This window comes from Photorhabdus noenieputensis, from assembly GCF_018448935.1.
In the GTDB taxonomy this organism is placed as follows: Bacteria; Pseudomonadota; Gammaproteobacteria; order Enterobacterales; family Enterobacteriaceae; genus Photorhabdus; species Photorhabdus noenieputensis.
Genome location: NZ_RCWC01000029.1, coordinates 1 through 22,480 on the forward strand (window position 1 = coordinate 1; position 22,480 = coordinate 22,480).

Genomic DNA, 22,480 nt, shown 5'->3' on the forward strand with positions numbered 1-22,480 from the left:
TCCGCGGTAAAAAAATGACAGCGTAAAATAGCCATCATTTAATACGTGGCGTTAGAGAGAACAACAGACCGCTTCCAGCTAAGTAGGATGGAGTGGAGACAAATAACAGAGAATTTCGCTCTCTAAACATTATGACCACAAGATCACGATATTTCTCAGATGAATATGAAAAGAATGTGATTGATATCACGCAAAATGGCTAATTAATCGTTCTCAATTTCGATTTTTCATATTGAATTCTTTAATTAATAAGAAGCAATTTGAAAGATGACGGGTATATATTGAAGTTCGATATTTAGCCTGTCATGGGTTGTCAGCCCCAATAACAGGCAATAAATCTCTGCGGGTTTATTTTCAATGCTGGCCTTTTGCGACGTCCTCGCATTGGGCAAGGATTTACGGGGCAATTGTTAAGAATTGGCAATAAATTGCTCACGCAATGCCTGAACCTGATCCCGAACACTAGCTGCTTGTTCAAATTCAAGATCCTGAGCATGCTGGTACATCTTCGTTTCCAGCTCGCGGATTTTACTTTCCAACTCTTTGGCAGACAGTTTGCTGAATGTTTCCGTTGTGGCAACAGCTTTACCTCTGCCCCTCCCTTTGCCATTCGTCGGCTGCCCAATTTGCAGAATATCACCAATTTTCTTATTTAGACCTTTTGGAGTAATGCCGTGTTTTTCATTAAATATCTGCTGCTTAGCACGCCGACGTTCCGTTTCACCAATAGCTTTCGCCATTGAATCAGTTATCCTATCGCCATAAAGAATCGCTTTACCATGCAAGTTACGGGCAGCACGCCCAATCGTCTGAATTAATGAACGTTCAGACCGCAGGAAACCTTCTTTATCCGCATCAAGAATGGCCACCAGAGAAACTTCTGGCATATCCAGCCCTTCCCTCAGCAAGTTAATCCCCACTAATACATCAAATTCACCTAAACGAAGATCCCGAATAATTTCCACACGTTCGACAGTATCAATATCCGAGTGCAAATAACGAACCTGTTCACCGTGTTCTTCCAAATACTCGGTTAAATCCTCCGCCATTCGCTTAGTCAATGTGGTGACTAACACCCGTTCATTTTTCACCGCCCGAATGCGGATTTCAGACAGTAAATCATCAACCTGTGTTGCGACAGGGCGCACCTCTACTTCAGGATCAAGCAACCCCGTAGGACGCACTACCTGCTCCACCACATCACCACCGGATTTTTCCAATTCATATTTGCCCGGCGTTGCCGAAATATAAATTGTCTGTGGAGCCAGTGCCTCAAATTCTTCAAACCGAAGTGGACGATTATCCAACGCGGAAGGCATACGGAAACCATATTCCACCAGCGTCTCTTTGCGGGAGCGATCCCCTCGGTACATCCCACCGATTTGCGGGATGGTAACGTGCGATTCATCCACTACCAGCAAACCATCAGCCGGGAGATAATCAAACAGTGTCGGCGGCGGTTCCCCCTCAGCACGACCAGAGAGATAACGAGAATAGTTTTCAATGCCGGAGCAATAACCCAATTCATTCATCATTTCCAAATCGAATTGTGTACGCTGCGTAATACGTTGCTCTTCCAGCAATTTACCATTTGCCAGTAATACCTTACGCCGCTGCTCAAGCTCAACTTTAATCGCCTCCATTGCCTGAACAATGCGTTCACGAGGAGTAACGTAGTGAGTTTTTGGATAAACGGTATATCGTGGAACATGATATTGAATCTGTCCTGTTAACGGATCAAACAGTGATAACCGTTCTACTTCATCATCAAATAACTCAACGCGCAGAGCGTGCTCATCAGATTCAGCCGGAAAGATATCAATCACTTCACCGCGTACCCTAAATGTCCCTCGCTGAAATGCCTGATCATTGCGGGTATATTGCAATTCAGCCAAACGCCGCAGAATGGATCGTTGATCGATAATCATACCGTTGGTCAGGTGGAGCATCATTTTTAGGTAACTATCGGGATCACCCAAACCATAAATAGCCGAGACAGACGCAACAACAATCACATCTCGCCTCTCCAGCAAAGCCTTGGTAGCAGACAAACGCATTTGCTCAATGTGCTCGTTTACCGAAGCATCTTTTTCAATAAAAGTATCGGAACTCGGCACATAGGCTTCAGGCTGGTAATAATCGTAATAAGAAACGAAATACTCTACGGCATTTTCTGGGAAGAAGTCCTTCATTTCACTGTAAAGTTGAGCCGCCAGTGTCTTATTCGGAGCAAGTACCATCGTTGGTCGGTTTAAATTGGCTATCACATTGGCGATAGTGAATGTCTTACCCGACCCCGTAACCCCTAGCAAAGTCTGGTGGGCAAGCCCGTCTTCTAAGCCTTCCTGTAATTGACGGATCGCCTCTGGCTGATCACCACCCGGTTGGAAGTCAGAATGTAATTTGAACACCTTACTCATCGGTATCTCACTTTTCACTTTCTTAACATTAATTCATCTATAATACTGGATAAAAAACCAGCCTCAAGTTGGTTTTATAAAAACGGGCTCAAATAGGTCATTTCCCTATCAATTAAACATGCATTGATATCAAAATAAATGCCATTTTATCCCCAAAATTATCTTGATTTTTCCGTTTTCTATATGATCGGCTGAAAGGTGACAATATGGAGCATCACCACCGGCCAGACAGGGCTTGATTTTAGCTATCCTATTGATATTTAACATGATTAAAACAAAGACGAGAATAACATCAACCTTGACGCAAGCCGCGTATTTTCTTGCGTTGCGTCACTTTTCTAAGTCTAATACACAAGGTTATCCACAGGAATAGTGGATAACTCTACAAACCCTATTAACTGTACGAGGTTGCAACATCATGCCACAAAATAGGTATCCTCTATCGATAAAAATTTTCACTATTTTTTTAACCTTTATCTCAGCCACTCATTTCAGAAAAATGAATAAATTTGCTGCAAAAATAAGAATTTTCTCACAGAAATTAAACATCAATAAATCATATTCGTTCAATATTACTAGCATTAAAGGTAGATAATTATCGAATTTTTCTGTATGCTGAATGCAAAAAACTGCTTTTTCATCGTCAAGCAGCAGAAAACAATATTGATATTAGATTAGAATTTTATTCAATAAGAGATAATCGGTGAACAGTTTCCTGTATGAAATCTGTTACTCAAGAGGGGAGTTGGGTTTTACCTAAGCGGAAATAGGATTCTGTGCTTTCAGCAATAGCAGACTCAATATCATCAACAATATTTTTGACTATCTTTACTATTTCAACAAACAATGCCAATAAACATTTACCAAAAACAGCAACTGGCTTAATTGGCATGAACAAAACCCGATTTTTAATTAGATATTAAAGTATGTCATTGATAAGTTAATGAATTCACATCAGCATACCCCCTATTTTACAAAATTAGCGCCATCGTGAACGCGCAAAAAAAATGATAGATACACAAATATCAAATCGACACTGCCCTCGTAAAACGTCCAATATTCTGCTGGCTATTTTCGATCGAAAAACTACTTTGTATCTATCATTCACAATTCCAATCGATTGCTGTTCCAAAGCATTTTTATACTGCCATTTCCTGGTGTTTTAATCGTGTTATCATTTTATTAATTTACTATTTTCAGTCCTAATGTTTATTTCACTTCCTCTGTTTTCCGGAGATTCCCTAGTGCTAAAAGAAATAACCCACTTTCAAACTCGAAGGATAAAGTAGCTCTTCCCCGAGAGATTTATAATAATAATATTTTGTTTGATGCTATCTGATCACCCAAAAACACATCAATACAACTTAACATTATTATAATAAAATCCATAAAGTCAACACAAAAATAAACATAAAGTTCAGTTTTGTGTAAACTTTATAATGAATTTCACTTAATTCCATGATTTAACTTTCATTTTTAGAATATAAATATAAATCCATGAGCATTTTCTGATATAGGATGTGCTAATATAGATACTCAGAAAATAAGATATTAAAAGTAAAATCAATAAATTATAACAATGAGTGGTTTTTTTCACGCTGAATAATATCATTAAGTAATATATAGTAATGCTGTTATCTTTATATAAAGGATTCTCATGAAAACGTCTAACGCACAGCGAAAAACAAATATCATTAAAAATATAGAATATTTGATACGTACCCGTGGAGAAACCAAGAGCTCTTTTTCCAATCGAACAGGATTAACCCGTACCACCATTTATAAAATTCTGGAAGGACAAGTCAATAACGTTCAACAATCTACTATTCTTCGGATCTCCGATTTTTTCGGTGTTTCCTGTGAAGAAATAGAATATTATGACCTTGAACAATTAGAACGCCTCAATGAAACACTCTCAACCGAAGGCAATAAAAATCCTTCGGCTATCCCCATCATTCCACAATCTGAATTTTTAGCCGTTTCTGAGAAAAAAATAGGTCAGCTTGTTACCGAGTATCCGCTTACCTATTTCTTTGGTGATGAATCAAACATGCTGGCTCTTAAAGTTGAATCGGCAATAGAAGATACATTCATTCCCGGCGAGGTGATCCTTATAAAACGCCCCCCCGCATTAGTCACCAATACGCCATTATTGTATTACGCTAAGGGAATTGGGTTCTTTATCCGGCAAGAGAAAAATGACGACTGTCTCGATAGGAAACCCTACAAAAATGCTCATTTCTTAGGCTACATCGTAGGAGAAAGACTATAAATGACAGCAAATCAGAAGTTTAAATTACTGGGATTCACAAGATACGGTAAATTATCGGCAAATGTCATGGTACTAGCGACAGGCAAGACCATTACTATGGGGTTAAAAGAGCTAGCCGACAGTGATATCTCAGAAGATCTGAGCAGACATGAGCTCAGTACGATATATCGGAAATTATACAGCCACAGTAATATCGTAACAGCTTATGAACTTGGAGATCGTCATGAACGCTCATGGCAAGCCTATTTACTCATTAGCATCGCGCTTAGTGTTATCTATATTTTCTCTACCATATGTGGTGTGAAACCCATTCATATCCCGATCCTTAATATCGTCACGCCTCCTGGCGTTTTTATTTACCCTATCACCTTCCTGCTAGTTGATATTCTGAACGAATTCTATGGATTACGTCTGGCAAGAAGAACGATTATTATCTCTTTTGCCGCGAACCTCTTATTTGTTCTAGGGCTTTGGGGAACCGCATTGATGCCGGGTGTTCCTGGATGGGAGTTTGGTGCAACTTATAATGGAATAGTAAATAGTATCGTATCTGTATTACTGGCATCATCTCTTGCTTATTTTATCTCTGAGAATATAAACTCATATCTTCTTTGTAAAATAAAATCTCTCACAAATTCAAAGTATCTTTTCCTGCGAGTAATAACCAGTACTGTTATCGCCTCAGCATTTGACAGTATAATATTCTGCTCCGTTGCTTTCTATGGTGTTCTCGGTATAGATATCATAAAAGAAATGATTATCGCCCAGTTCCTCATTAAAGTGGCTTATTCTATCCTGGGTGTAGGCCCTATTTACCTGGTAAGAAAGATATTCAGAAATTATATCAACCGCCCAACAGATGCTCCCGTGAATAAAAAACTTGCCGAAGTATGAATAGATACCCATTTTTGCCAGAATATATAAAACTTATTGAAAAATATCATTTTTATGCCGGAACACCATTCCGGCACATTGTTTTAAAATAAATTATTATACATAACCAGCAGTAAAACCAATATACTTCCCACCCAATATGGGTAGATTATCAGGTTAAGTTTGCAAATTAATAATTCAATTAACCAGTAAGTTTAAATCTATATATTCCCCTAAATGATTAAAATATCCTTTCGTTACATGAGGAATCTTACCCAATAAAGGAGCGGACAACATACGCTCTAACGTCAATAAATATTCTTGTTGGCGTTTACCTGCGGGTTCAACTTCATTAGCTATCCAACCTGCAAAATGTAATCCTGAACCTATAATTGCCTCCACAGTAAGTATCGCGTGATTAATACAGCCCAGTTTCACCCCTACTGTCAAAATAACCGGCAATTGCTCTTTAACCACCCAGTCAGCAAAAGTCACCGATTGCGATAAAGGGGTATACCAACCACCAGCACCCTCAACTAAAACCCAGTCCGCTTTTTTTTCTAACCGGTGCAACCCCGTAGACATAACAGCAAAATCAATAGGTTGATTCAGGTCATCACTGGCAATATGGGGTGATGTTGCTTCAACAAATACTAACGGATTCACTTCTTCATACTGCAAAGGCACAGAACTATTTGCCAGCAATGCCAGCGCATCGGAATTACGGATACCTGTCGGCGTTATTTCACTACCGGAAGCAACGGGTTTATAACCTGCTGTTTTATATCCTGCTTTGGTTGCCGCTTGTAACAAAGCACAACTTACAACTGTTTTACCCACTTCGGTATCTGTACCCGTCAAAAACCAGCTCTTAGTCACGATAAATCACTCCAAAGACAACCTGATAGCTAAGAGGTAACTGTTTATTTTCACGTGGATAAGCCTGCTCCAGAGCAATCAGCCGTTCACGCGTCATCAACCCCTGCTGACGCCCATAATGAAGGTGAGTCGCACCAATCCCTTTTAGCGAACCCAATAGCGGCAATATATGAGAATATTGCTGGCGATAAACCTGACTAATAAGACAATGCCGGAATCCCCGACAAGCATCTTTAATCGTCTGCTGTGGCAGGAAGTGATTAATATGCTGGTAGTTATCAACCGCACTCCAGGCTTGCTTCAATTCATGTAATGAACCTTTAGCCAAGGTGGAGAACAAAATTAATCCACCAGGACGGGTTACCCGATAAAGTTCTCTTAAAGCGCTGGATAAATTATCACACCACTGAACAACCAGATTACTGAAACAGATATCAACACTGCTGTCAGCAAGCCCTAAATGTTCAATATCCCCTTGCAGATAATAGTCAGCCGCCAACTGTTTACGAGCATGAATCAGCATGCCTGATGCCAAATCCAACCCAATAACTTGCTTCCCCTGCTGTCGCCAACGGTGACTAAAAAAACCCGTGCCACAACCGGCATCCAAGACTAACTTACCGGGATGACCATCGGCTTGTTGCATAAGAAATTCACCGGTTTGCTGCTGCAATTTTGCCACCACATCATAATTGGCTGCTGCTCGTCCAAACGCCCCGGCAATCGCCTGTTTATTGACAAATTCAGCGACGGAACTCATGCAATGCCTCCATCAGCATATCAATATCCTGCTGCGTATGACTGGCAGTCAGCGTGATGCGGAGTCTGGCGCTACCCGGAGGTACTGTTGGTGGACGAATCGCTTTGACCGAAATACCTTTTTGTTGCAGATATTGGGATAAAGATAGACTTAGCTCATTATTGCCAACAATCAATGGCTGGATCGCAGTGGTTGAATCTGTCAGATTGAACGGCAGTTGCTGTGCCTGCCGACGGAAATAATCAATATTCTGCTGTAATCGTTGGCGCAATTCATCACCCGCTTGTATCTGCCGGACCGCTTCAGAAATAGCCCGCGCTTGTGCCGGGGGCATAGAAGTACTGTAGATAAGATGACGTGAGTATTGAATCAGATATTCTGCTGTCTGTTCATCACAAAGCACCGCGGCACCACTCAACCCAAATGCTTTGCCAAAAGTGACAATCAGGATTTCTGGTTTTACTTTCTGTTGCCAACAGCTTCCCCGGCCCTGTTCACCACAGATACCAATACCATGAGCATCATCCACCATTAACCAGTTTCCAGAAGCGTTAGTTTGCCGATAAATATCAGACAATGGTGCCCTGTCACCATCCATACTGAACACCCCTTCCGTCACTACCAACGTTTTCCCAACACAGGGTTTTGCCAGTAAATCTTTAAGTGATTCAGGTTGATTATGCAGAAAACGCCGTAGCTGAGCGGGGGAATGCATAGCGGCTTCCATTAATGAGGCATGACTCAGACGATCAGCAATAATTCGATCCTGTTTCGTCATTAACGCGGCAATGACCCCCTGATTAGCGGAATATCCTGAAATAAACAGTAATGCTTTTGGATACCCCAACCAATCAGCCAATTGCTGCTCCAGCACCTGATGAGCTTTTGTGTAACCGATAATATGGCCTGAACCACCACTTCCAACACCATATTGTTTCGCTCCCTGTTGCCATGCGGAAATGACTGCGGGATTGGTACTTAATCCAAGATAATCATTACTGGAAAAATTGAGATATTTGCCATCAGTGGTATATAAAAATCGCCCGTCTGATTTCTGATTAACCTGTCGCTGCCGCCATAAAGAAGAGTTCTGGAGAACAGACAATTGCCGGGAAAGATAAGCTGACCAATCCATTATAACGCCGCATTATAAAATTGTTCGTTATCCGCATTGATAATGGCTTCGGCCAAATACTGCTGTTGCTGATTATCACCAAATGCCGTCTGAGTCTGCTGAGGATTAATGCCTAACTTATGAAACAGTTGTAAATCTTTATCTTCCGCAGGGTTAGGTGTAGTAAGCAACTTACAGCCATAGAAAATAGAATTGGCACCAGCCATAAAACACATTGCTTGTGTCTGTTCATTCATCTGTTCACGACCTGCGGATAACCGAACATGAGAAGACGGCATCATGATCCTGGCAACAGCAATCGTGCGGATAAAATCGAAAGGATCTACATCTTCATTCTCAGCCAGTGGCGTACCTTTGACTTTAACCAACATGTTGATGGGGACACTCTCCGGCGGTTTTGGCAGATTTGCCAGTTGTACCAATAACGCAGCCCGATCACGGATCGCTTCCCCCAAACCAACAATACCACCAGAGCACACTTTTATTCCGGCCTCCCGCACTTTATCAAGGGTATCCAATCTGTCCTGATAAGTCCGAGTCGTAATGATGTTGCCATAAAATTCCGGGGAGGTATCAAGGTTGTGGTTGTAGTAATCTAATCCTGCATCCGCCAGCCGCTGCGCTTGTGAACCATTGAGCATGCCCAGCGTCATGCAAGTTTCCATCCCCAGGGCTTTGACTTCCTTAACCATCTTCTCCAGATAAGGCATATCCCGCTCATGGGGATTTTTCCACGCGGCCCCCATGCAAAAACGTGTTGAACCCGCATGTTTAGCCTTACGAGCAGAATCAATCACCTGTTCCACTTCCATCAACCGCTCTTTTTCAAGGCCGGTTTTGTAACGGGAACTTTGCGGGCAATATTTGCAATCTTCCGGACAAGCCCCGGTTTTGATGGAAAGTAGTGTACTGACCTGTACTTGCTGAGGATCAAAGTAGATACGATGAACCTGTTGTGCTTGAAATAATAATTCGAAAAAAGGTTTATCAAACAGCTCTTGCGCCTGCTTAATTGTCCATTGCTTACGTTCAATCACAATAACATCTCCAGTGTGAAAAAAATGTAGTCAGTTTAAATAATGCCGTTATACTGTCAACCAATTTTAAAAAAATTAGTTTACATTGAACCTTATGACTTCTTCCGATATTGAATTTGATCTACGCCATATTTGGCATCCCTACACCTCCATGACTACCCCTCTTCCGGTTTACCCTGTCGTTGGGGCTTCTGGGGTGGAACTAGAGTTGGCTGATGGCCGTAAGCTGGTGGATGGCATGTCTTCCTGGTGGGCTGCCATTCATGGATATAACCATCCGGTACTGAACCAAGCCGCTAAGATTCAGATTGATAAGATGTCCCATGTCATGTTTGGTGGAATTACCCATCCACCCGCAATCGCACTTTGCAGGCAATTAGTGGCAATCTCCCCACCATCATTGGAATGTGTCTTTCTGGCGGATTCAGGTTCCGTCGCGGTGGAAGTGGCGTTAAAAATGGCATTGCAATATTGGCAAGCAAAAGGTGAGAAACGTCAGCGGATTTTGACATTACGGCACGGTTACCACGGTGACACGTTTGGCGCTATGTCTGTCTGTGATCCCGACAATTCAATGCATAACCTCTACAAAGGCTATCTGCCGCCCCATCTGTTTGCCGAATCGCCTCAGTGCGGATTTGATTCTCAATGGGACGAACGGGATATCATGCCATTTCGTACTTTGCTGGAGCAGCATTCCCGTGATATCGCCGCAGTGATCCTTGAGCCTATCGTACAGGGTGCTGGAGGAATGCGCATTTATCATCCTGAATATCTGCGTCAGGTCAGAATGCTTTGTGATCAGCATCAGATTCTATTAATTGCGGATGAAATTGCCACCGGTTTTGGCCGCACAGGAAAATTGTTTGCTTGTGAACATGCTGAAATCGAGCCGGATATTTTATGTGTAGGAAAAGCGCTGACCGGTGGTTATATGACACTATCAGCAACACTGACAACCCGTAAGGTGGCCGAAACAATTAGCAATGGTGAAGCAGGCTGTTTTATGCATGGCCCAACGTTTATGGGCAATCCATTAGCTTGTGCCGTGGCAGAAGCCAGTTTGAGCTTGTTATTACAAAGCCCTTGGCAACAACGTATTAAATCAATTGAAAGCCAATTAAAGACTGAGTTGATGCCGCTAAAACACCATGCAAAAGTGGCTGATGTTCGGGTATTAGGTGCAATTGGCGTCGTAGAGATGAAGCAACCCGTGAATATGGCGGTGCTACAACACCATTTTGTTTCTCAAGGCGTCTGGATAAGACCATTTGGCAAGCTGATTTATTTGATGCCGCCATATATTATTCAACCGGAGCAACTTTCACGCCTGACACAGGCTGTCTCTGGAGCAATTAATTTGTAATTTTCCTTTATTAAATAAATTCTTCTGAATTTATTTAATAAAGCTAAGTTTCAGTTCGATCAAAAAAGGCTCCCAATTGGGTAATCTCAGTCAGTTAAGTAGCTAACTATCTGTTTTTCTACGCTTTTCTGTACCTATACCCTATGGATTTCAAGATGCATCGCGACGGCAAGGGAGTGAATCCCCGGGAGCATAGATAACTATGTGACCGGGGTGGCTGGGGTGAGCGAGTGCAGCCAACAAAGAGACAACTTGAAAGATGACGGGTATATATGATGGCCTTTCCTTCATGTCATATCTGTAGGTACCAAAACCAATTCCATTTCATCTGCAAGCTCTCTAAGTTTTTCGTTAACCTCTTTAGAAGTAGCGGCGGACTCTGATTCAAGAGACACATGCAAATCTTTTTCTTCCACCCGATCTCCAAAAATTATTATTGCTTTACCGCCGTGCTGCTTAGAGGGCCATCGAATTGCTTGAGCATCAGGATTGTCATGATAAATTTTTGCTGCCCAGAGCTGAGTAATATGATAATCCGATGCTTCTGATTCTACTAGTTGGCCTTGAATAATCCCCCATTTCTTCAATATTCGTGGGTTGATATCCACATACTTGATGTCTTTTTTTGGCGTAATTTGGCTATACGCTAAATCATCTAGTTTACTCAGTTCAACAGGTATACCGGCGCAATTTAGTGGAATATCATGCAAAATCGTCTCCATAATAGCGACTCCTACGTTTTCACCTCCATAGAGTGTTGGAACAAAGATTCCATTATTTTTGAACGGGCTAAAACGGGCATTACCAACACCAGGATTAAATTCAGCGCCTTTAAACTCAGCTTTATGAATACGTTCAATAGGTGTACCCGCTTTCCACTTTTGAATTTTGGCTGCTGTATTCTCTGGGGGAAGCGGTATATCTTCTTGAAATTCTTTTTTATCATCAACCATGACGCGGCCCTTCAGCTTCTTCTTTGGCTGCCATATAAACATCATCAGGTTGAGTTAATACAAGGTCCTTTGGTTTTTTATTACCAAGCCAGCTATTTGGTGTACCGAACCAAATAGCCATTGACCAAGGGGTCTTTTTGTCTCCAAACAGCGCAATGGTTTTCTTTATCACTGGTAACGGTTGGCCGCCTTCGTCTAGAGCATACAATGGGAATAAGTCTTTGCCATTAATTGGCAATGCGAATATTTTTTTCGACTTTTTCAAACGATTTGCCGCAGCGCTGGAATTCATTGATTTAGATCCGGCCAATTTGCTAAGTTCACTTGCAGTCAGCCACTCTGAATCAGTAATGATCTGATTTTTTAATTTTTCAAGGCGTGCTTCATTACGGGAAGCAAATCCAATTTTTGAAGATGGTTCGGTCATAACAGACCGATGTTTGTTCTTATTGAATGTAGTGACAGCGGTTACTGCACTAGCTATTGCCAACTTAATATCATGATAATCAATTGCTCTTGGCAACTTTATTACCACATACTGATCTGCCTCATCAACGGGAATTTCAGACAAATTGATATGCTTGGCAACATCCTTGTCATTTGATAACTCAATTGAAAGAAAGTCAAAGCTAACATTCTCCGATTTGGATTGCGATTTAGTAATCATACTGCCTCCCTATTGCATCTGTTTGAGTTCGTATTTTGCGTATTTTCGTTATATGGATGATATTGCGTATTTGTTAAAAGTACAAGGATTGGTGTAGTTGCATCACACGAGGCTTCCATCAAAGCGCTGCACATCAAAAAGCATGCTTATAAAAGTCACGATGTGAGTTTAAATCCGTGCAAAGACTTCAAACCACTACTGGCAGTCACGAAGAAATCACGCAAATACGCCTCTACTCAAGGTATGTGACGCCATCACGTTACAGCAGGCGGGGAGCAATCACTGGATGAGTTTAGTGCAACCGGGCAGACATAGAAAACCATTTTTGCATCTGACCGGTTGAATAACTGCAAAATTTGGAGTTGTATTAGCTCAAACTTGAGCTGGTAACTACCGGTTATTTACATCAATGTCTACCAGATTAAACCTTAACCAGCACACACGATCGCCGTTAACATCCAATACTCTCATTAAATTCACAGGGCCAGCACCGTTACCCACATTGGACCTTTACCTACTGGATAGCGCGTCAATTCAGTCAATTTACCGGTATATTGGTCAATAGAAGAGACTGAAATATGGTCAGACTTTTGACCGGATGCAATCAGATATTTTCCACTGTGATCGATAGCAAAACCACGCGGCTGAGTTTCAGTTTTATAGTGCCCTGCCAGCGTCAAATTAAAACCATCTTGTGAAATAACAAAATGGCTGATCAAACTTGAAGTCCGTTCACTGGTATAAAGGTGACGGCCATCCGGTGTAATATGAATATCCGCAGACCAACGAACACCCGCTAAATCTGCTGGCAATGAATCAATCGTCTGAACAGTCCGGTATTTTTCCCATTTGCGATAAACATCCACCGTAGAATCCAGTTCATTAATACAGTAAATCACCTGCTGATTTGGATGAAATACCATATGACGAGGGCCAGCACCCATTGCTGTAGTCATTTCCTCTGCACGTTTTTCTGTCAGATAACCCTCTTCTGCCAGCTCAAAAATACGGATACGATCTTCTTTCAGACAAGGAACCAATAGTTGTTTATTATCCCAGTCAATATTAGCTGAATGTGGCGCTTGCAAGCCTGCAATAACCTGAACAGGTTCACCCACAATACCCTGTTCGTCAATTAGGCTGACACTTAGATTGTTATAACTATAGGAGGCAGAAAACAAAAAGCGACCCTGTTTATCAGTAGAAATATGCGTCGGGCTACCCGGTATTGATGAAATCCCCTGTTGTACCAGTTCCCCACTAGAACCAATCTGGTAAGTGACAATACTGAATTGTGGTCGGATACCAACATAAAGATGTTTACGATCCGGGCTAACCACCATTGGTTGTACTTCCCCCGGTACATCAACTGTCTGAATCAGTGATAACTCACCTTCATTATTCAGGCTCCAAACATGAATCTGATAACTGTTTGGACTCGCCGTATAAACCACTTGTTTCATCTTCACTCCTTAATTATCCATTACCATTTTATTGCGCTGTAACGACTCAATTGGTTTTATCAGTTAAACTCACCGCACAATTGGTGTAGCTTTATTCAGTTCCAATGTAATATCCTTACATTATATATAGTTACGAGGCTAATTTATGTCATATCGCATCATTGCACTGGATCTGGATGGTACACTACTCGATCCTCAAAAAAATATCCTGCCAGAATCACTCATTGTACTAAATGAAGCACGTAAAGCTGGTATTAAGGTGCTGATTGCTACTGGCCGTCATCATGTCGCTATCCACCCTTTTTATCAGGCTTTGCAACTCGATACTCCTGCCATCTGCTGTAATGGTACTTATCTGTATGATTACCATGAAAAGAAAGTCTTAGCCTCAGATCCGCTGTCATCTCAGGAAGCCATAAAAGTTCTCACCCACTTAAAAAACACCGATATTCACCGTCTGATGTATGTGGATGACGCTATGTATATGAGAAACCCTATGACACAGTTGTCCGCACCATGAAATGGTCTGAAACCCTACCTGAATCTCAACGCCCAACTATGCGACATGTTAATAGCTTTCAGCATGCTATTAATGAAGTACAGTCTATCTGGAAATTTGCCACCAGCTCTCCTGATTTAGCAAAACTGCGGGAAGTAACAGCGCAAATCGAAAATGATACAGGTCTTTCGTGTGAATGGTCATGGTTCGATCAGGTGGATATTGCCAAGAAAGGTAACAGCAAAGGTATGCGTTTGAAACAGTGGGTTGAATCACAGGGAATGAGGATGAAAGATGTTATTGCCTTTGGTGATAACTTTAATGACCTGAGTATGCTGAAAACCGCCGGGCTCGGTGTCGCTATGGGTAACAGTGAGGATGCTATTAAAGAACAAGCCGATCTGGTGACGCTGGATAATACTCAGCCGGGTATTGCCGAAGTTATTCGCAAATATGTCCTTTAATTGCTTTTCTGCTTGCAATATCCACAAAACCACACTTCGGGGTAATCCTTAGACAGGCTCCCCGTTGTTATTTATGTTGTCATTTATAGCGATCCGATTGCTTCCAATGGCTACTAACTTACGAATCGCCTCTTATAAACAGAGACTACAGTTGCCGATTAAGAGAAACACTTTTTATCTGAGCATAAAGCCACTGCCCAGATCGCAAATTAAGTTCATCCCTTGCCCACGGAGTGATTCTTGCCCATAAATAGTGACCACTCAACACCAATTTGACATCAACGTGTCCATTATCATCAAAGAACTCAACCACTTTCACCGCTAAAATATTACGAATACTACTGCCGCGCGGAGGTTCCAGTACTAATGAAACATCTGACGCATCTATTCTGATACGCAAATCGGTTCCCGGTTGAACATCAATTTTCGGCAACCATAAAGCCTGATCAGCCAGTGCTACCGCTGTCATTGCATAACGATTATGATGTTCAACCATTGAAACATTTAGAATACTGCTAAGGGTATCTTTTTGTAACCAAAGACGTAATGCACTACTGGACCAAACTTCTTCCAATTTTCCCGTTGCCCGGACTTTTCCGCTATCCATGACGAGTACATTTTCTGCCAAACGAAGAATCTCATCCAGATTATGGCTGACATACAAAATCGGAATGCTGACCTCTTCAGAAAGCTTTTCAAGATAAGGCAGTAGTTCTCTTTTACGGGGAAGATCCAGCGAGGCCAACGGTTCATCCATTAACAACAGATCCGGTGCCGTCAATAAAGCACGACCGATAGCAACCCGCTGCTTTTCACCGCCGGACAAGGTAAGAGGAAAACGAGATAGTAAGTGCTCAATCCCTAGCAAACTAACAATGCTATCAAATTCCGGCTTCATCACCGGAGACATCCCGTATTGAAGATTACCTTTTACTCGATAGTGAGGAAAAAGCCGGGCATCCTGAAAAACATAGCCTATACGACGTTGCTCTGGTGGCAAGCAAATACCTTTCTCAATATCAACCAGCACATGATCATTGAGGACAATCCGACCTTTCTGTGGGCGAATCAAACCGGCAATAACATTTATCAGGGAAGTTTTCCCGGCACCTGAAAGGCCAAAAACAGCCGTGATCCCCTCAGTGGGTAGCTGTGTATTGACCTGTAGATGAAAATCACCAAGTTGTTGCTCAAAATCCAGCTCTAACATGTTGCTCCCAAACGTCTCCTTCCCCAACGGGTTAACCATTCAGAAACCATCAGTGACATCAACGCCAGAATAACGGCAATGACACACAAACGAGCTGCGGCAGTTTCTGCTCCAGGTGTTTCAATCAAGGTATACATTGCCAAAGGGATTGTCCGCGTTTCGCCTGGAATATTGGATACAAAAGTGATAGTTGCGCCAAATTCACCCAATGAACGGGCAAATGCCAATACTGTGCCCACAATAACCCCAGGCAAAGAGAGCGGCAATGTGATAGTAAAAAATACCTTCAACGGCTTCGCTCCCAAAGTACGAGCGGCCTGTTCCAGCCGTCGATCGACACCTTCCAACGCCAGACGTATCGCTCTGACCATCAACGGAAAAGCAACAATAGCAGAAGCCAGTGCAGCACCACGCCAACTAAATGCAAAGCTGATCCCAAACCAGTCATATAACCATTCACCGATAAACCCACGACGTCCCATACTGATCAACAGCAAATAACCCACTACCACTGGCGGTAACACCAGTGGCAGATGGATCATACTGTCGAGTAACGATTTACCGGGAAACTGGAAACGAGCAAGAATCCACGCCATTAAGATCCCAAATGGCAGACTAAGTAATACCGCCATACCTGAAACTTGCAGACTCAGGATGATGGCTTGCCATTCGTATTCACTCAACATCACCAAAAAACCTATTCCTAAAGTGGATGAAAACCGTAACGTTTAAAAATTGCAACGGCTTCAGGGGTTTTCAAATATTCATAAAAATCGAGAACGGCAGGATTACTATGGTCTTTAATAATCGCCATTGGGTACTCAATAGGTTTGTGGCTCTCTTCCGGGAAGATCCCCACCACTTTGACTTTATCACTCGCAATGACATCTGAACCATAAACGATGCCCAACGGAACTTCAGCACGTTCTACCAGCGCCAGACCACTGCGCACATTACTGGTACGCGCTAGCAGCGGATTAACCGTCTCCCATGCTCCCAAATATTGCAGAGACTCTTTAGCGTAAATACCCACTGGAACATGATCTGGATCACCAACGGCAAGACGGCCATCTTCTAATAACGATTTCCATTTGGTTTCTTTATTAATGTCAACTTTATTGAGTCTACTCACTTTCGGCGCAATCAAAACGAGCTGATTTCCCAGCATAGTCAACCGAGTTTCATCAATAATCAGTTGCTTCCCGGCTACATAATCCATCCACTGTTGATCAGCAGAAATAAAAATATCTGCCGGCGCACCTTGTTCAATCTGGCGAGCCAAAGTGGAAGATGAAGCATAAGAAGCCACCACTTCACCTTTTTGCTCTCGCTTATACAGCGCCGCAATATCATCAAGTGCATTAGTCAACGAGGCAGCAGCGAACAACGTGACTTTTTCCGTAGCCCACACTTGCCACGTCAAAGCAAAAGAAACGACAACGCCGACGAGCAGTTTGCCAAAACTCTTTTTCATTTGTTTTCCACCTGTTTCTTACCCATTAGTTCGTTGTGTATAACAAGATATAACGTCAAATGGAAGAGTATTCCAATATTAATCGGCAAATTGTGAGCAACTTTTACTTCCTAATTTAATTCGAATTAAAATACTGTAATTGAAAAATCAAATGAATAAAATGGAACTGATTATAATTAATTAAGAGAAATTACCCGGTAAATCACCGGGTAATCAGAATAGCATCTGGTGTAAAAGAAATATTAGTTTTACTTTTCAGAACGACCAATACGGGAAACGATATTAAACAGTTCCCCAAGACCATAAATTAAACCCAAAATTCCAGCCATCACCACCGGTACCATGACCAGGGCAAAAGCCATACTTCTAATCAACTCAAACATGGTAGCCTCACATAATGGCTCATTTAATGAGCCAGAAACATAACACATTTTTAACCACAGCGGGTAATACCGCTATAATTAGTACTATTCTAGACAAAAGACAAACAACAGTAACCGGCTAAACGTGCGTTTTTCTGGGTTAGCCAATAAAAATTTACGATTATATTTCCTGAAAAAAACTATTATGCAAGCCGAAATTCTATTGACACTGAAATTACAGCAACGGTTATTCGCAGATCCACGGCGAATATTATTACTTAAACAGATTAAAGCAACAGGCTCTATCAGCCAGGGGGCAAAACTGGCAGGGATCAGCTATAAAAGTGCTTGGGATGCTATTAACGAAATGAATCAGTTAGCAGATGAAATAGTGGTGGACCGTGCTACAGGCGGTAAAGGAGGCGGCGGGGCAAATCTTACCCATTATGGCGAACGTCTGTTGCAACTTTACGAGCTACTGACACAAATTCAGCAAAAAGCCTTTGATGTGCTAAAAGATGACCAACTTCCCCTCGACAGTCTGTTAGCTGCCATTTCCCGTTTTTCTCTGCAAACCAGCGCCCGTAACCAATTCTTTGGCACAATTACTGACCGTGACCATAACCAAGTACAACAACATGTCCGCATCTTGCTGGCAGATGGTCAAACATCGCTGAATGCGGCATTAACAGAACAAAGCGCTAACCGTCTTGACTTGGTAAAAGGTAAGGAAGTATTAGCGCTCATTAAAGCGCCTTGGGTGAAACTCACTAAAGAGCGGTTCTCTAGCAGTCATTTCGACAATGCCCTGACAGGGCAAATCAGTAACATTGAAACGGGCGAAGAGAACACAGAAATTATTATTGCCCTTGATGGCGGTGAAATCCTCTGTTCTACTCTGCCCAATCAAGAAGTCAATAACCTGAAACTACATCCTGGAGATAAAATCACTGCACTTTTTAATGCTGACCAGGTGATTATTGCAACTCTGTGTTAAAAATTGCGGCTATTATCACTGAACAATTCAAAATATTCAGGGATATCATGGCACTACGTACCTTACATATCCCTTAGTACTCGATGTTAAATGTTAATTAAAAGTTAATATTGACATTCCGCAACATTCCGCTTATTTGTGGGAAGATATTTGCGTTGCTTAAAAAGGAATAAAAGATGTCTGAATTGCAAATAACGCAAGGCTGTTTCCGTTTAAGTGATACTCGAACCTTGCAGTTATCATCACTAAAAATAACCTCTGGCGAAAATTGGGCTTTCATTGGTGCTAATGGTAGCGGAAAATCATCATTGGCCCGTGCACTTTCAAATGAACTCGTCCTACTTTCCGGCGAACGAAATTGCTCATTTCACAAATGTTCCCGCGTCTCGCAAGAACAATTACAAAAACTGACGGAAGAAGAATGGCAACGCAATAATACTGATATGCTCAGTGATAATGAAGATGATACCGGTCGCACTGCGGCAGAAATTATCCAGCTTTATCATAAAGATAATGAACTTTGCCTAGAGCTGGCAAAACAGTTCGGTATTATGGATTTACTTTCCCGTCGTTTTAAATATCTTTCTACCGGTGAAACCCACAAAACATTACTTTGTCAGGCACTAATGACTTCTCCTGACTTACTGATTCTTGATGAACCTTTTAATGGTCTTGATCTATTCGCTCGTGGTCAACTCGCTGAATTACTGGAAAAATTGTCATCAAAAGGAATCGTTTTAGTGCTTATCCTTAACCGGTTCAGTGAAATCCCAGATTTTGTTGATCAGATTGGCGTACTAGCGGATTGCCAGTTAACCTCTGTTGGCATCAAAGAAAAGGTAATGGCGGATTCACTGGTGGCTCAACTGGCTCACAGTGAAAAATTGAACGGTATTCATTTACCTGAAACAGATGAATTTCCTGTCGATGAGCAACTACCGCCCGATCAGCCTCTGATTATCCTACGTAACGGTATCGTTCAATATAATGATCAGCCAATTTTGCATGGACTAGATTGGCAAGTTAATCCAGGTGAACACTGGCAGATTATTGGCCCAAATGGTGCTGGAAAATCAACGCTTTTGAGTCTGATTACCGGGGATCATCCTCAAGGCTACAGTAATGAGCTGATCCTTTTCGGCCGCCAACGCGGTAGTGGCGAAACTATTTGGGATATCAAACGTCACATTGGTTATGTCAGCAACAGCATTCATCTGGAATATCGTGTCAGTATCAGTGTTCGTAATGTGATTCTATCTGGTTTCTTCGATTCAATTGGTCTTTATCAGACAGTATCAGATCGCCAGCAGCAACTTGCTGATGAATGGCTAGCTTTACTGGGATTATCTACTCAAATTGCCAACGGCCCGTTTCACAGCCTTTCATGGGGACAACAACGGCTGGTTCTAATAGCTCGCGCACTGGTTAAACATCCGGCTTTATTGATTCTGGATGAACCTCTGCAAGGGCTTGATCCACTCAACCGTCAGTTAATATTACGTTTTATTGATATCATGATTGCTGACGGTGATACTCAGCTACTGTTTGTTTCTCATCATCAAGAAGATGCGCCGCAATGCATTACTCACCGACTGATCTTTATTCCTGATGGTGATCTATACTGCTACAAAACAGAGAAAATTTCTGATTGATTTCTGATAGTTCCCCGTTATGCGGGGAAATTTTCATCACTGCCATTTCTATTATAGTACCTTAATGAGGCGATCAATCCTTGACCAAACAATCTGAATTAAGAAACGATGATTACCCGCATAAAAACTTCTCCGACCAGTGAAAAAAGCATCGCAATTTAGTCATCATACATTATTATTTTTTGCTCACTAAATAACATTCATCATCGATTTTTGATCTGCTTTTCAGATCGTTTTTTAATTTGTTAAAAATAAAGGGAAATTATATGATTTGGGGTTTACTTGCTACATCACTAGCGTTATTAGCTATCCACCGCACTACTGCACTTATCGTTCTGCTGGCCGCAATTATTACTGGGTTCGTCACGCAAACTATGATTTATCCGGCAATCGCCACTATTGCGATTATTTTTTTGTTGGGCGCACTACGTATCTATTTTCAGCAAAATAACATCATTAAAATAACAACTGAACTACTATTACTCGCCTTTGCAGCGGCATTATTCCTACACCTGCTCCCCGGTTTTAATAACCTGAAATATCTCGATAAAGTTCAAATAGGCCCTCATAGTGCCCCATTCTCAATGTATTTCAACTTTGACAAAGCACTCATTCCTTTCCTGTTGTTATGCTGCATACCCGGCCTATTTACAACAAAGCCACTGACCAAAACTCAGCCTTATGCATGGATAATCTTAGCTACAGCGATTCCCGTACTGCTGAGTATTGCAACCGCTCTCGGAGGACTAGCAGTTGAACTGCATACGCCACAATGGTTGCCGATGTTTATGCTGGCAAATATTTTCTTCGTTTCTCTGGCAGAAGAAGCACTATTCCGTGGCTATATCCAACAGAGGTTAAGTCAATGGATGAACCCCTATTTTGCCCTGATCATCACTGCGTTGATTTTTGGCGGCGCACACTTCGTCGGCGGCCCATTACTGATGATTTTTGCTACACTTGCAGGATTAATATATGGGCTAGCATGGATGTGGAGTGGTCGTCTGTGGGTCGCTGTTGGGTTCCACTTCGCGCTCAATTTGGTTCATTTGCTGTTCTTTACTTACCCAATCAAGTTGGTGAGCGCACTATAAACGTGTCCGGTACCTATTCAGCAATCTGCAAGCAAATAAAGTTTGAAACAAGACTATTGATTGCTGTTCTGGTGCATAGGGCAATATAATGTGTTCAATTATCATTAAGTTTGATTTTTAAGGAGTTTAAGCTATGGCTGTCACTAAACTGGTTCTGGTAAGACATGGCGAAAGCGAGTGGAACAAAGAAAACCGTTTCACTGGCTGGACTGACGTCGCGTTATCTGAAAAAGGTCGCGCCGAAGCTCAACAAGCAGGGCAACTGTTGAAAGAAGAGGGTTTTGTTTTTGATTTTGCCTACACCTCCGTGCTAAAACGCGCTATCCACACGCTGTGGAACATTCTGGATCAAGTTGATCAACAGTGGTTACCTGTTGAAAAAAGCTGGAAACTGAATGAACGTCATTATGGTGCTCTGCAAGGTCTGGACAAATCAGAAACCGCAGCTAAATACGGCGATGATCAGGTTAAACTGTGGCGTCGCGGTTTTGCTATCACCCCACCGGATTTAACTAAAGATGATGAACGTTTCCCAGGCCATGATCCACGTTATGCGAATCTGAAACCAGAAGAGTTACCAGTGACTGAAAGCCTGGCAACGACGATTGAACGCGTGATCCCTTACTGGGAAGAAGTTATCAAACCGCGTGTTGCTCAAGGCGAGAAAGTGATTATCGCAGCGCACGGTAATTCTTTGCGCGCGTTGGTTAAATATCTGGACGATATGAGCGAAGAAGCCATTCTTGAGCTGAATATCCCAACAGCAGTACCTTTGGTTTATGAATTCGACGAAAATATGAAACCAATCAAGCATTACTATCTGGGTAACGCGGATGAAATCGCAGCAAAAGCCGCCGCGGTAGCCAACCAAGGTAAAGCAAAGTAATTTTCTTGCTATAAAAA

At 42.1% G+C, this 22,480-nt stretch carries 20 protein-coding genes and 2 pseudogenes; 9 read left to right on the top strand and 13 right to left on the bottom strand.

Going from position 1 to position 22,480, the window contains the following annotated elements; translation table 11 throughout:
- Positions 1–410: 410 nt before the first annotated feature.
- Complete coding sequence (gene uvrB, locus EAE91_RS17110) at positions 411–2,420, bottom strand: excinuclease ABC subunit UvrB (RefSeq protein WP_214089540.1); 2,010 nt, start codon at positions 2,418–2,420, stop codon at positions 411–413.
- 733 nt (positions 2,421–3,153) lie between these two features.
- Positions 3,154–3,312, bottom strand: coding sequence for a hypothetical protein (locus tag EAE91_RS17115; RefSeq protein ID WP_214089541.1), 159 nt, complete (start codon positions 3,310–3,312; stop codon positions 3,154–3,156).
- A 765-nt stretch (positions 3,313–4,077) separates the two neighbouring features.
- Here EAE91_RS17115 and EAE91_RS17120 point away from each other — a divergent pair.
- Together EAE91_RS17120 and EAE91_RS17125 are read left to right on the top strand one after the other, a co-directional pair.
- Complete coding sequence (locus tag EAE91_RS17120) at positions 4,078–4,692, top strand: helix-turn-helix domain-containing protein (protein WP_214089542.1); 615 nt, start codon at positions 4,078–4,080, stop codon at positions 4,690–4,692.
- Entirely contained in the window at positions 4,693–5,586 is an 894-nt protein-coding gene (locus EAE91_RS17125; protein ID WP_214089543.1) for a queuosine precursor transporter, read from the top strand.
- Between the two features lie 177 nt (positions 5,587–5,763).
- Here the strand turns inward: EAE91_RS17125 and bioD are convergent, their stop codons facing one another.
- From bioD to bioB, 4 genes are read right to left on the bottom strand one after another with little or no spacing between them, the layout of a single operon-like run.
- Positions 5,764–6,444 (bottom strand): dethiobiotin synthase, encoded by a 681-nt coding sequence (gene bioD, locus EAE91_RS17130; RefSeq protein WP_214089544.1) that lies wholly within the window; start codon positions 6,442–6,444, stop codon positions 5,764–5,766.
- Positions 6,437–7,204, bottom strand: coding sequence for a malonyl-ACP O-methyltransferase BioC (gene bioC / locus EAE91_RS17135; protein WP_214089545.1), 768 nt, complete (start codon positions 7,202–7,204; stop codon positions 6,437–6,439). Before bioC ends, bioD begins: the two co-directional genes overlap by 8 nt.
- Positions 7,188–8,339, bottom strand: coding sequence for an 8-amino-7-oxononanoate synthase (gene bioF, locus EAE91_RS17140; protein ID WP_214089546.1), 1,152 nt, complete (start codon positions 8,337–8,339; stop codon positions 7,188–7,190). The genes bioC and bioF overlap by 17 nt, the downstream gene beginning before the upstream one ends.
- A complete protein-coding gene (bioB, locus tag EAE91_RS17145; protein WP_214089547.1) occupies positions 8,339–9,376 on the bottom strand; it encodes a biotin synthase BioB in 1,038 nt (345 codons plus the stop codon). The genes bioF and bioB overlap by 1 nt, the downstream gene beginning before the upstream one ends.
- 94 nt (positions 9,377–9,470) lie before the next feature.
- On the opposite strand from bioB, the gene bioA reads away from it, so the two are divergent.
- Positions 9,471–10,742, top strand: coding sequence for an adenosylmethionine--8-amino-7-oxononanoate transaminase (gene bioA / locus EAE91_RS17150; RefSeq protein ID WP_214089548.1), 1,272 nt, complete (start codon positions 9,471–9,473; stop codon positions 10,740–10,742).
- A gap of 287 nt (positions 10,743–11,029) precedes the next feature.
- Here bioA and EAE91_RS17155 read toward each other — a convergent pair whose 3' ends face one another.
- Together EAE91_RS17155 and EAE91_RS17160 are read right to left on the bottom strand one after the other, a co-directional pair.
- Positions 11,030–11,695 (bottom strand): RES family NAD+ phosphorylase, encoded by a 666-nt coding sequence (locus EAE91_RS17155; protein WP_011145785.1) that lies wholly within the window; start codon positions 11,693–11,695, stop codon positions 11,030–11,032.
- A complete protein-coding gene (locus EAE91_RS17160; RefSeq protein WP_214089549.1) occupies positions 11,688–12,362 on the bottom strand; it encodes an antitoxin Xre/MbcA/ParS toxin-binding domain-containing protein in 675 nt (224 codons plus the stop codon). Before EAE91_RS17160 ends, EAE91_RS17155 begins: the two co-directional genes overlap by 8 nt.
- A gap of 120 nt (positions 12,363–12,482) precedes the next feature.
- Between EAE91_RS17160 and EAE91_RS25045 the strand changes: the two are divergent.
- Positions 12,483–12,642, top strand: a pseudogene (locus tag EAE91_RS25045) (RNA-guided endonuclease InsQ/TnpB family protein); the annotation flags it as partial.
- 196 nt (positions 12,643–12,838) lie between these two features.
- On the opposite strand, the gene pgl reads toward EAE91_RS25045, so the two are convergent.
- Positions 12,839–13,825, bottom strand: coding sequence for a 6-phosphogluconolactonase (pgl, locus tag EAE91_RS17165; RefSeq protein ID WP_214089550.1), 987 nt, complete (start codon positions 13,823–13,825; stop codon positions 12,839–12,841).
- Between the two features lie 145 nt (positions 13,826–13,970).
- Between pgl and EAE91_RS17170 the strand changes: the two are divergent.
- Positions 13,971–14,788 (top strand): annotated as a pseudogene (locus EAE91_RS17170) (pyridoxal phosphatase).
- Positions 14,789–14,933: 145 nt separating this feature from the next.
- On the opposite strand, the gene modC reads toward EAE91_RS17170, so the two are convergent.
- From modC to EAE91_RS17190, 4 genes are all read right to left on the bottom strand, one after another.
- On the bottom strand, positions 14,934–15,998 hold the full coding sequence (gene modC / locus EAE91_RS17175) for a molybdenum ABC transporter ATP-binding protein ModC (RefSeq protein ID WP_214089551.1): 1,065 nt from the start codon (positions 15,996–15,998) through the stop codon (positions 14,934–14,936).
- Entirely contained in the window at positions 15,992–16,687 is a 696-nt protein-coding gene (modB, locus tag EAE91_RS17180) for a molybdate ABC transporter permease subunit (protein ID WP_214089591.1), read from the bottom strand. The genes modC and modB overlap by 7 nt, the downstream gene beginning before the upstream one ends.
- 14 nt (positions 16,688–16,701) lie before the next feature.
- On the bottom strand, positions 16,702–17,472 hold the full coding sequence (gene modA / locus EAE91_RS17185; protein ID WP_214089552.1) for a molybdate ABC transporter substrate-binding protein: 771 nt from the start codon (positions 17,470–17,472) through the stop codon (positions 16,702–16,704).
- A gap of 248 nt (positions 17,473–17,720) precedes the next feature.
- Entirely contained in the window at positions 17,721–17,855 is a 135-nt protein-coding gene (locus tag EAE91_RS17190; protein ID WP_071647086.1) for an AcrZ family multidrug efflux pump-associated protein, read from the bottom strand.
- Positions 17,856–18,039: 184 nt separating this feature from the next.
- Between EAE91_RS17190 and modE the strand changes: the two genes are divergently transcribed.
- The 4 genes from modE (at position 18,040) to gpmA (ending at position 22,463) form a co-directional block, all read left to right on the top strand.
- A complete protein-coding gene (gene modE, locus EAE91_RS17195; RefSeq protein WP_214089553.1) occupies positions 18,040–18,831 on the top strand; it encodes a molybdenum-dependent transcriptional regulator in 792 nt (263 codons plus the stop codon).
- 176 nt (positions 18,832–19,007) lie between these two features.
- The gene (gene modF / locus EAE91_RS17200) at positions 19,008–20,483 is read left to right on the top strand and encodes a molybdate ABC transporter ATP-binding protein ModF (protein WP_214089554.1); all 1,476 of its coding nucleotides are present in this window, start codon (positions 19,008–19,010) and stop codon (positions 20,481–20,483) included.
- 266 nt (positions 20,484–20,749) lie between these two features.
- The gene (locus EAE91_RS17205) at positions 20,750–21,577 is read left to right on the top strand and encodes a CPBP family intramembrane glutamic endopeptidase (RefSeq protein WP_214089555.1); all 828 of its coding nucleotides are present in this window, start codon (positions 20,750–20,752) and stop codon (positions 21,575–21,577) included.
- 133 nt (positions 21,578–21,710) lie between these two features.
- Positions 21,711–22,463: a 2,3-diphosphoglycerate-dependent phosphoglycerate mutase gene (gpmA, locus tag EAE91_RS17210; protein ID WP_105396572.1), complete on the top strand. Its 753-nt coding sequence runs from the start codon at positions 21,711–21,713 to the stop codon at positions 22,461–22,463.
- Positions 22,464–22,480: the final 17 nt, after the last annotated feature.

Coding starts and splice junctions, on each gene's coding strand:
- EAE91_RS17190 (WP_071647086.1), bottom strand. CDS start 17,855: ATGTTTGAGTTGATTAGAAGTATGGCTTTTGCCCTGGTCATGGTACCG.
- pgl (WP_214089550.1), bottom strand. CDS start 13,825: ATGAAACAAGTGGTTTATACGGCGAGTCCAAACAGTTATCAGATTCAT.
- uvrB (WP_214089540.1), bottom strand. CDS start 2,420: ATGAGTAAGGTGTTCAAATTACATTCTGACTTCCAACCGGGTGGTGAT.
- bioC (WP_214089545.1), bottom strand. CDS start 7,204: ATGAGTTCCGTCGCTGAATTTGTCAATAAACAGGCGATTGCCGGGGCG.
- bioA (WP_214089548.1), top strand. CDS start 9,471: ATGACTTCTTCCGATATTGAATTTGATCTACGCCATATTTGGCATCCC.
- EAE91_RS17120 (WP_214089542.1), top strand. CDS start 4,078: ATGAAAACGTCTAACGCACAGCGAAAAACAAATATCATTAAAAATATA.
- gpmA (WP_105396572.1), top strand. CDS start 21,711: ATGGCTGTCACTAAACTGGTTCTGGTAAGACATGGCGAAAGCGAGTGG.
- EAE91_RS17155 (WP_011145785.1), bottom strand. CDS start 11,695: ATGGTTGATGATAAAAAAGAATTTCAAGAAGATATACCGCTTCCCCCA.
- EAE91_RS17125 (WP_214089543.1), top strand. CDS start 4,693: ATGACAGCAAATCAGAAGTTTAAATTACTGGGATTCACAAGATACGGT.
- EAE91_RS17160 (WP_214089549.1), bottom strand. CDS start 12,362: ATGATTACTAAATCGCAATCCAAATCGGAGAATGTTAGCTTTGACTTT.
- EAE91_RS17205 (WP_214089555.1), top strand. CDS start 20,750: ATGATTTGGGGTTTACTTGCTACATCACTAGCGTTATTAGCTATCCAC.
- EAE91_RS17115 (WP_214089541.1), bottom strand. CDS start 3,312: ATGCCAATTAAGCCAGTTGCTGTTTTTGGTAAATGTTTATTGGCATTG.
- modF (WP_214089554.1), top strand. CDS start 19,008: ATGTCTGAATTGCAAATAACGCAAGGCTGTTTCCGTTTAAGTGATACT.
- modA (WP_214089552.1), bottom strand. CDS start 17,472: ATGAAAAAGAGTTTTGGCAAACTGCTCGTCGGCGTTGTCGTTTCTTTT.
- modC (WP_214089551.1), bottom strand. CDS start 15,998: ATGTTAGAGCTGGATTTTGAGCAACAACTTGGTGATTTTCATCTACAG.
- modE (WP_214089553.1), top strand. CDS start 18,040: ATGCAAGCCGAAATTCTATTGACACTGAAATTACAGCAACGGTTATTC.
- bioF (WP_214089546.1), bottom strand. CDS start 8,339: ATGGATTGGTCAGCTTATCTTTCCCGGCAATTGTCTGTTCTCCAGAAC.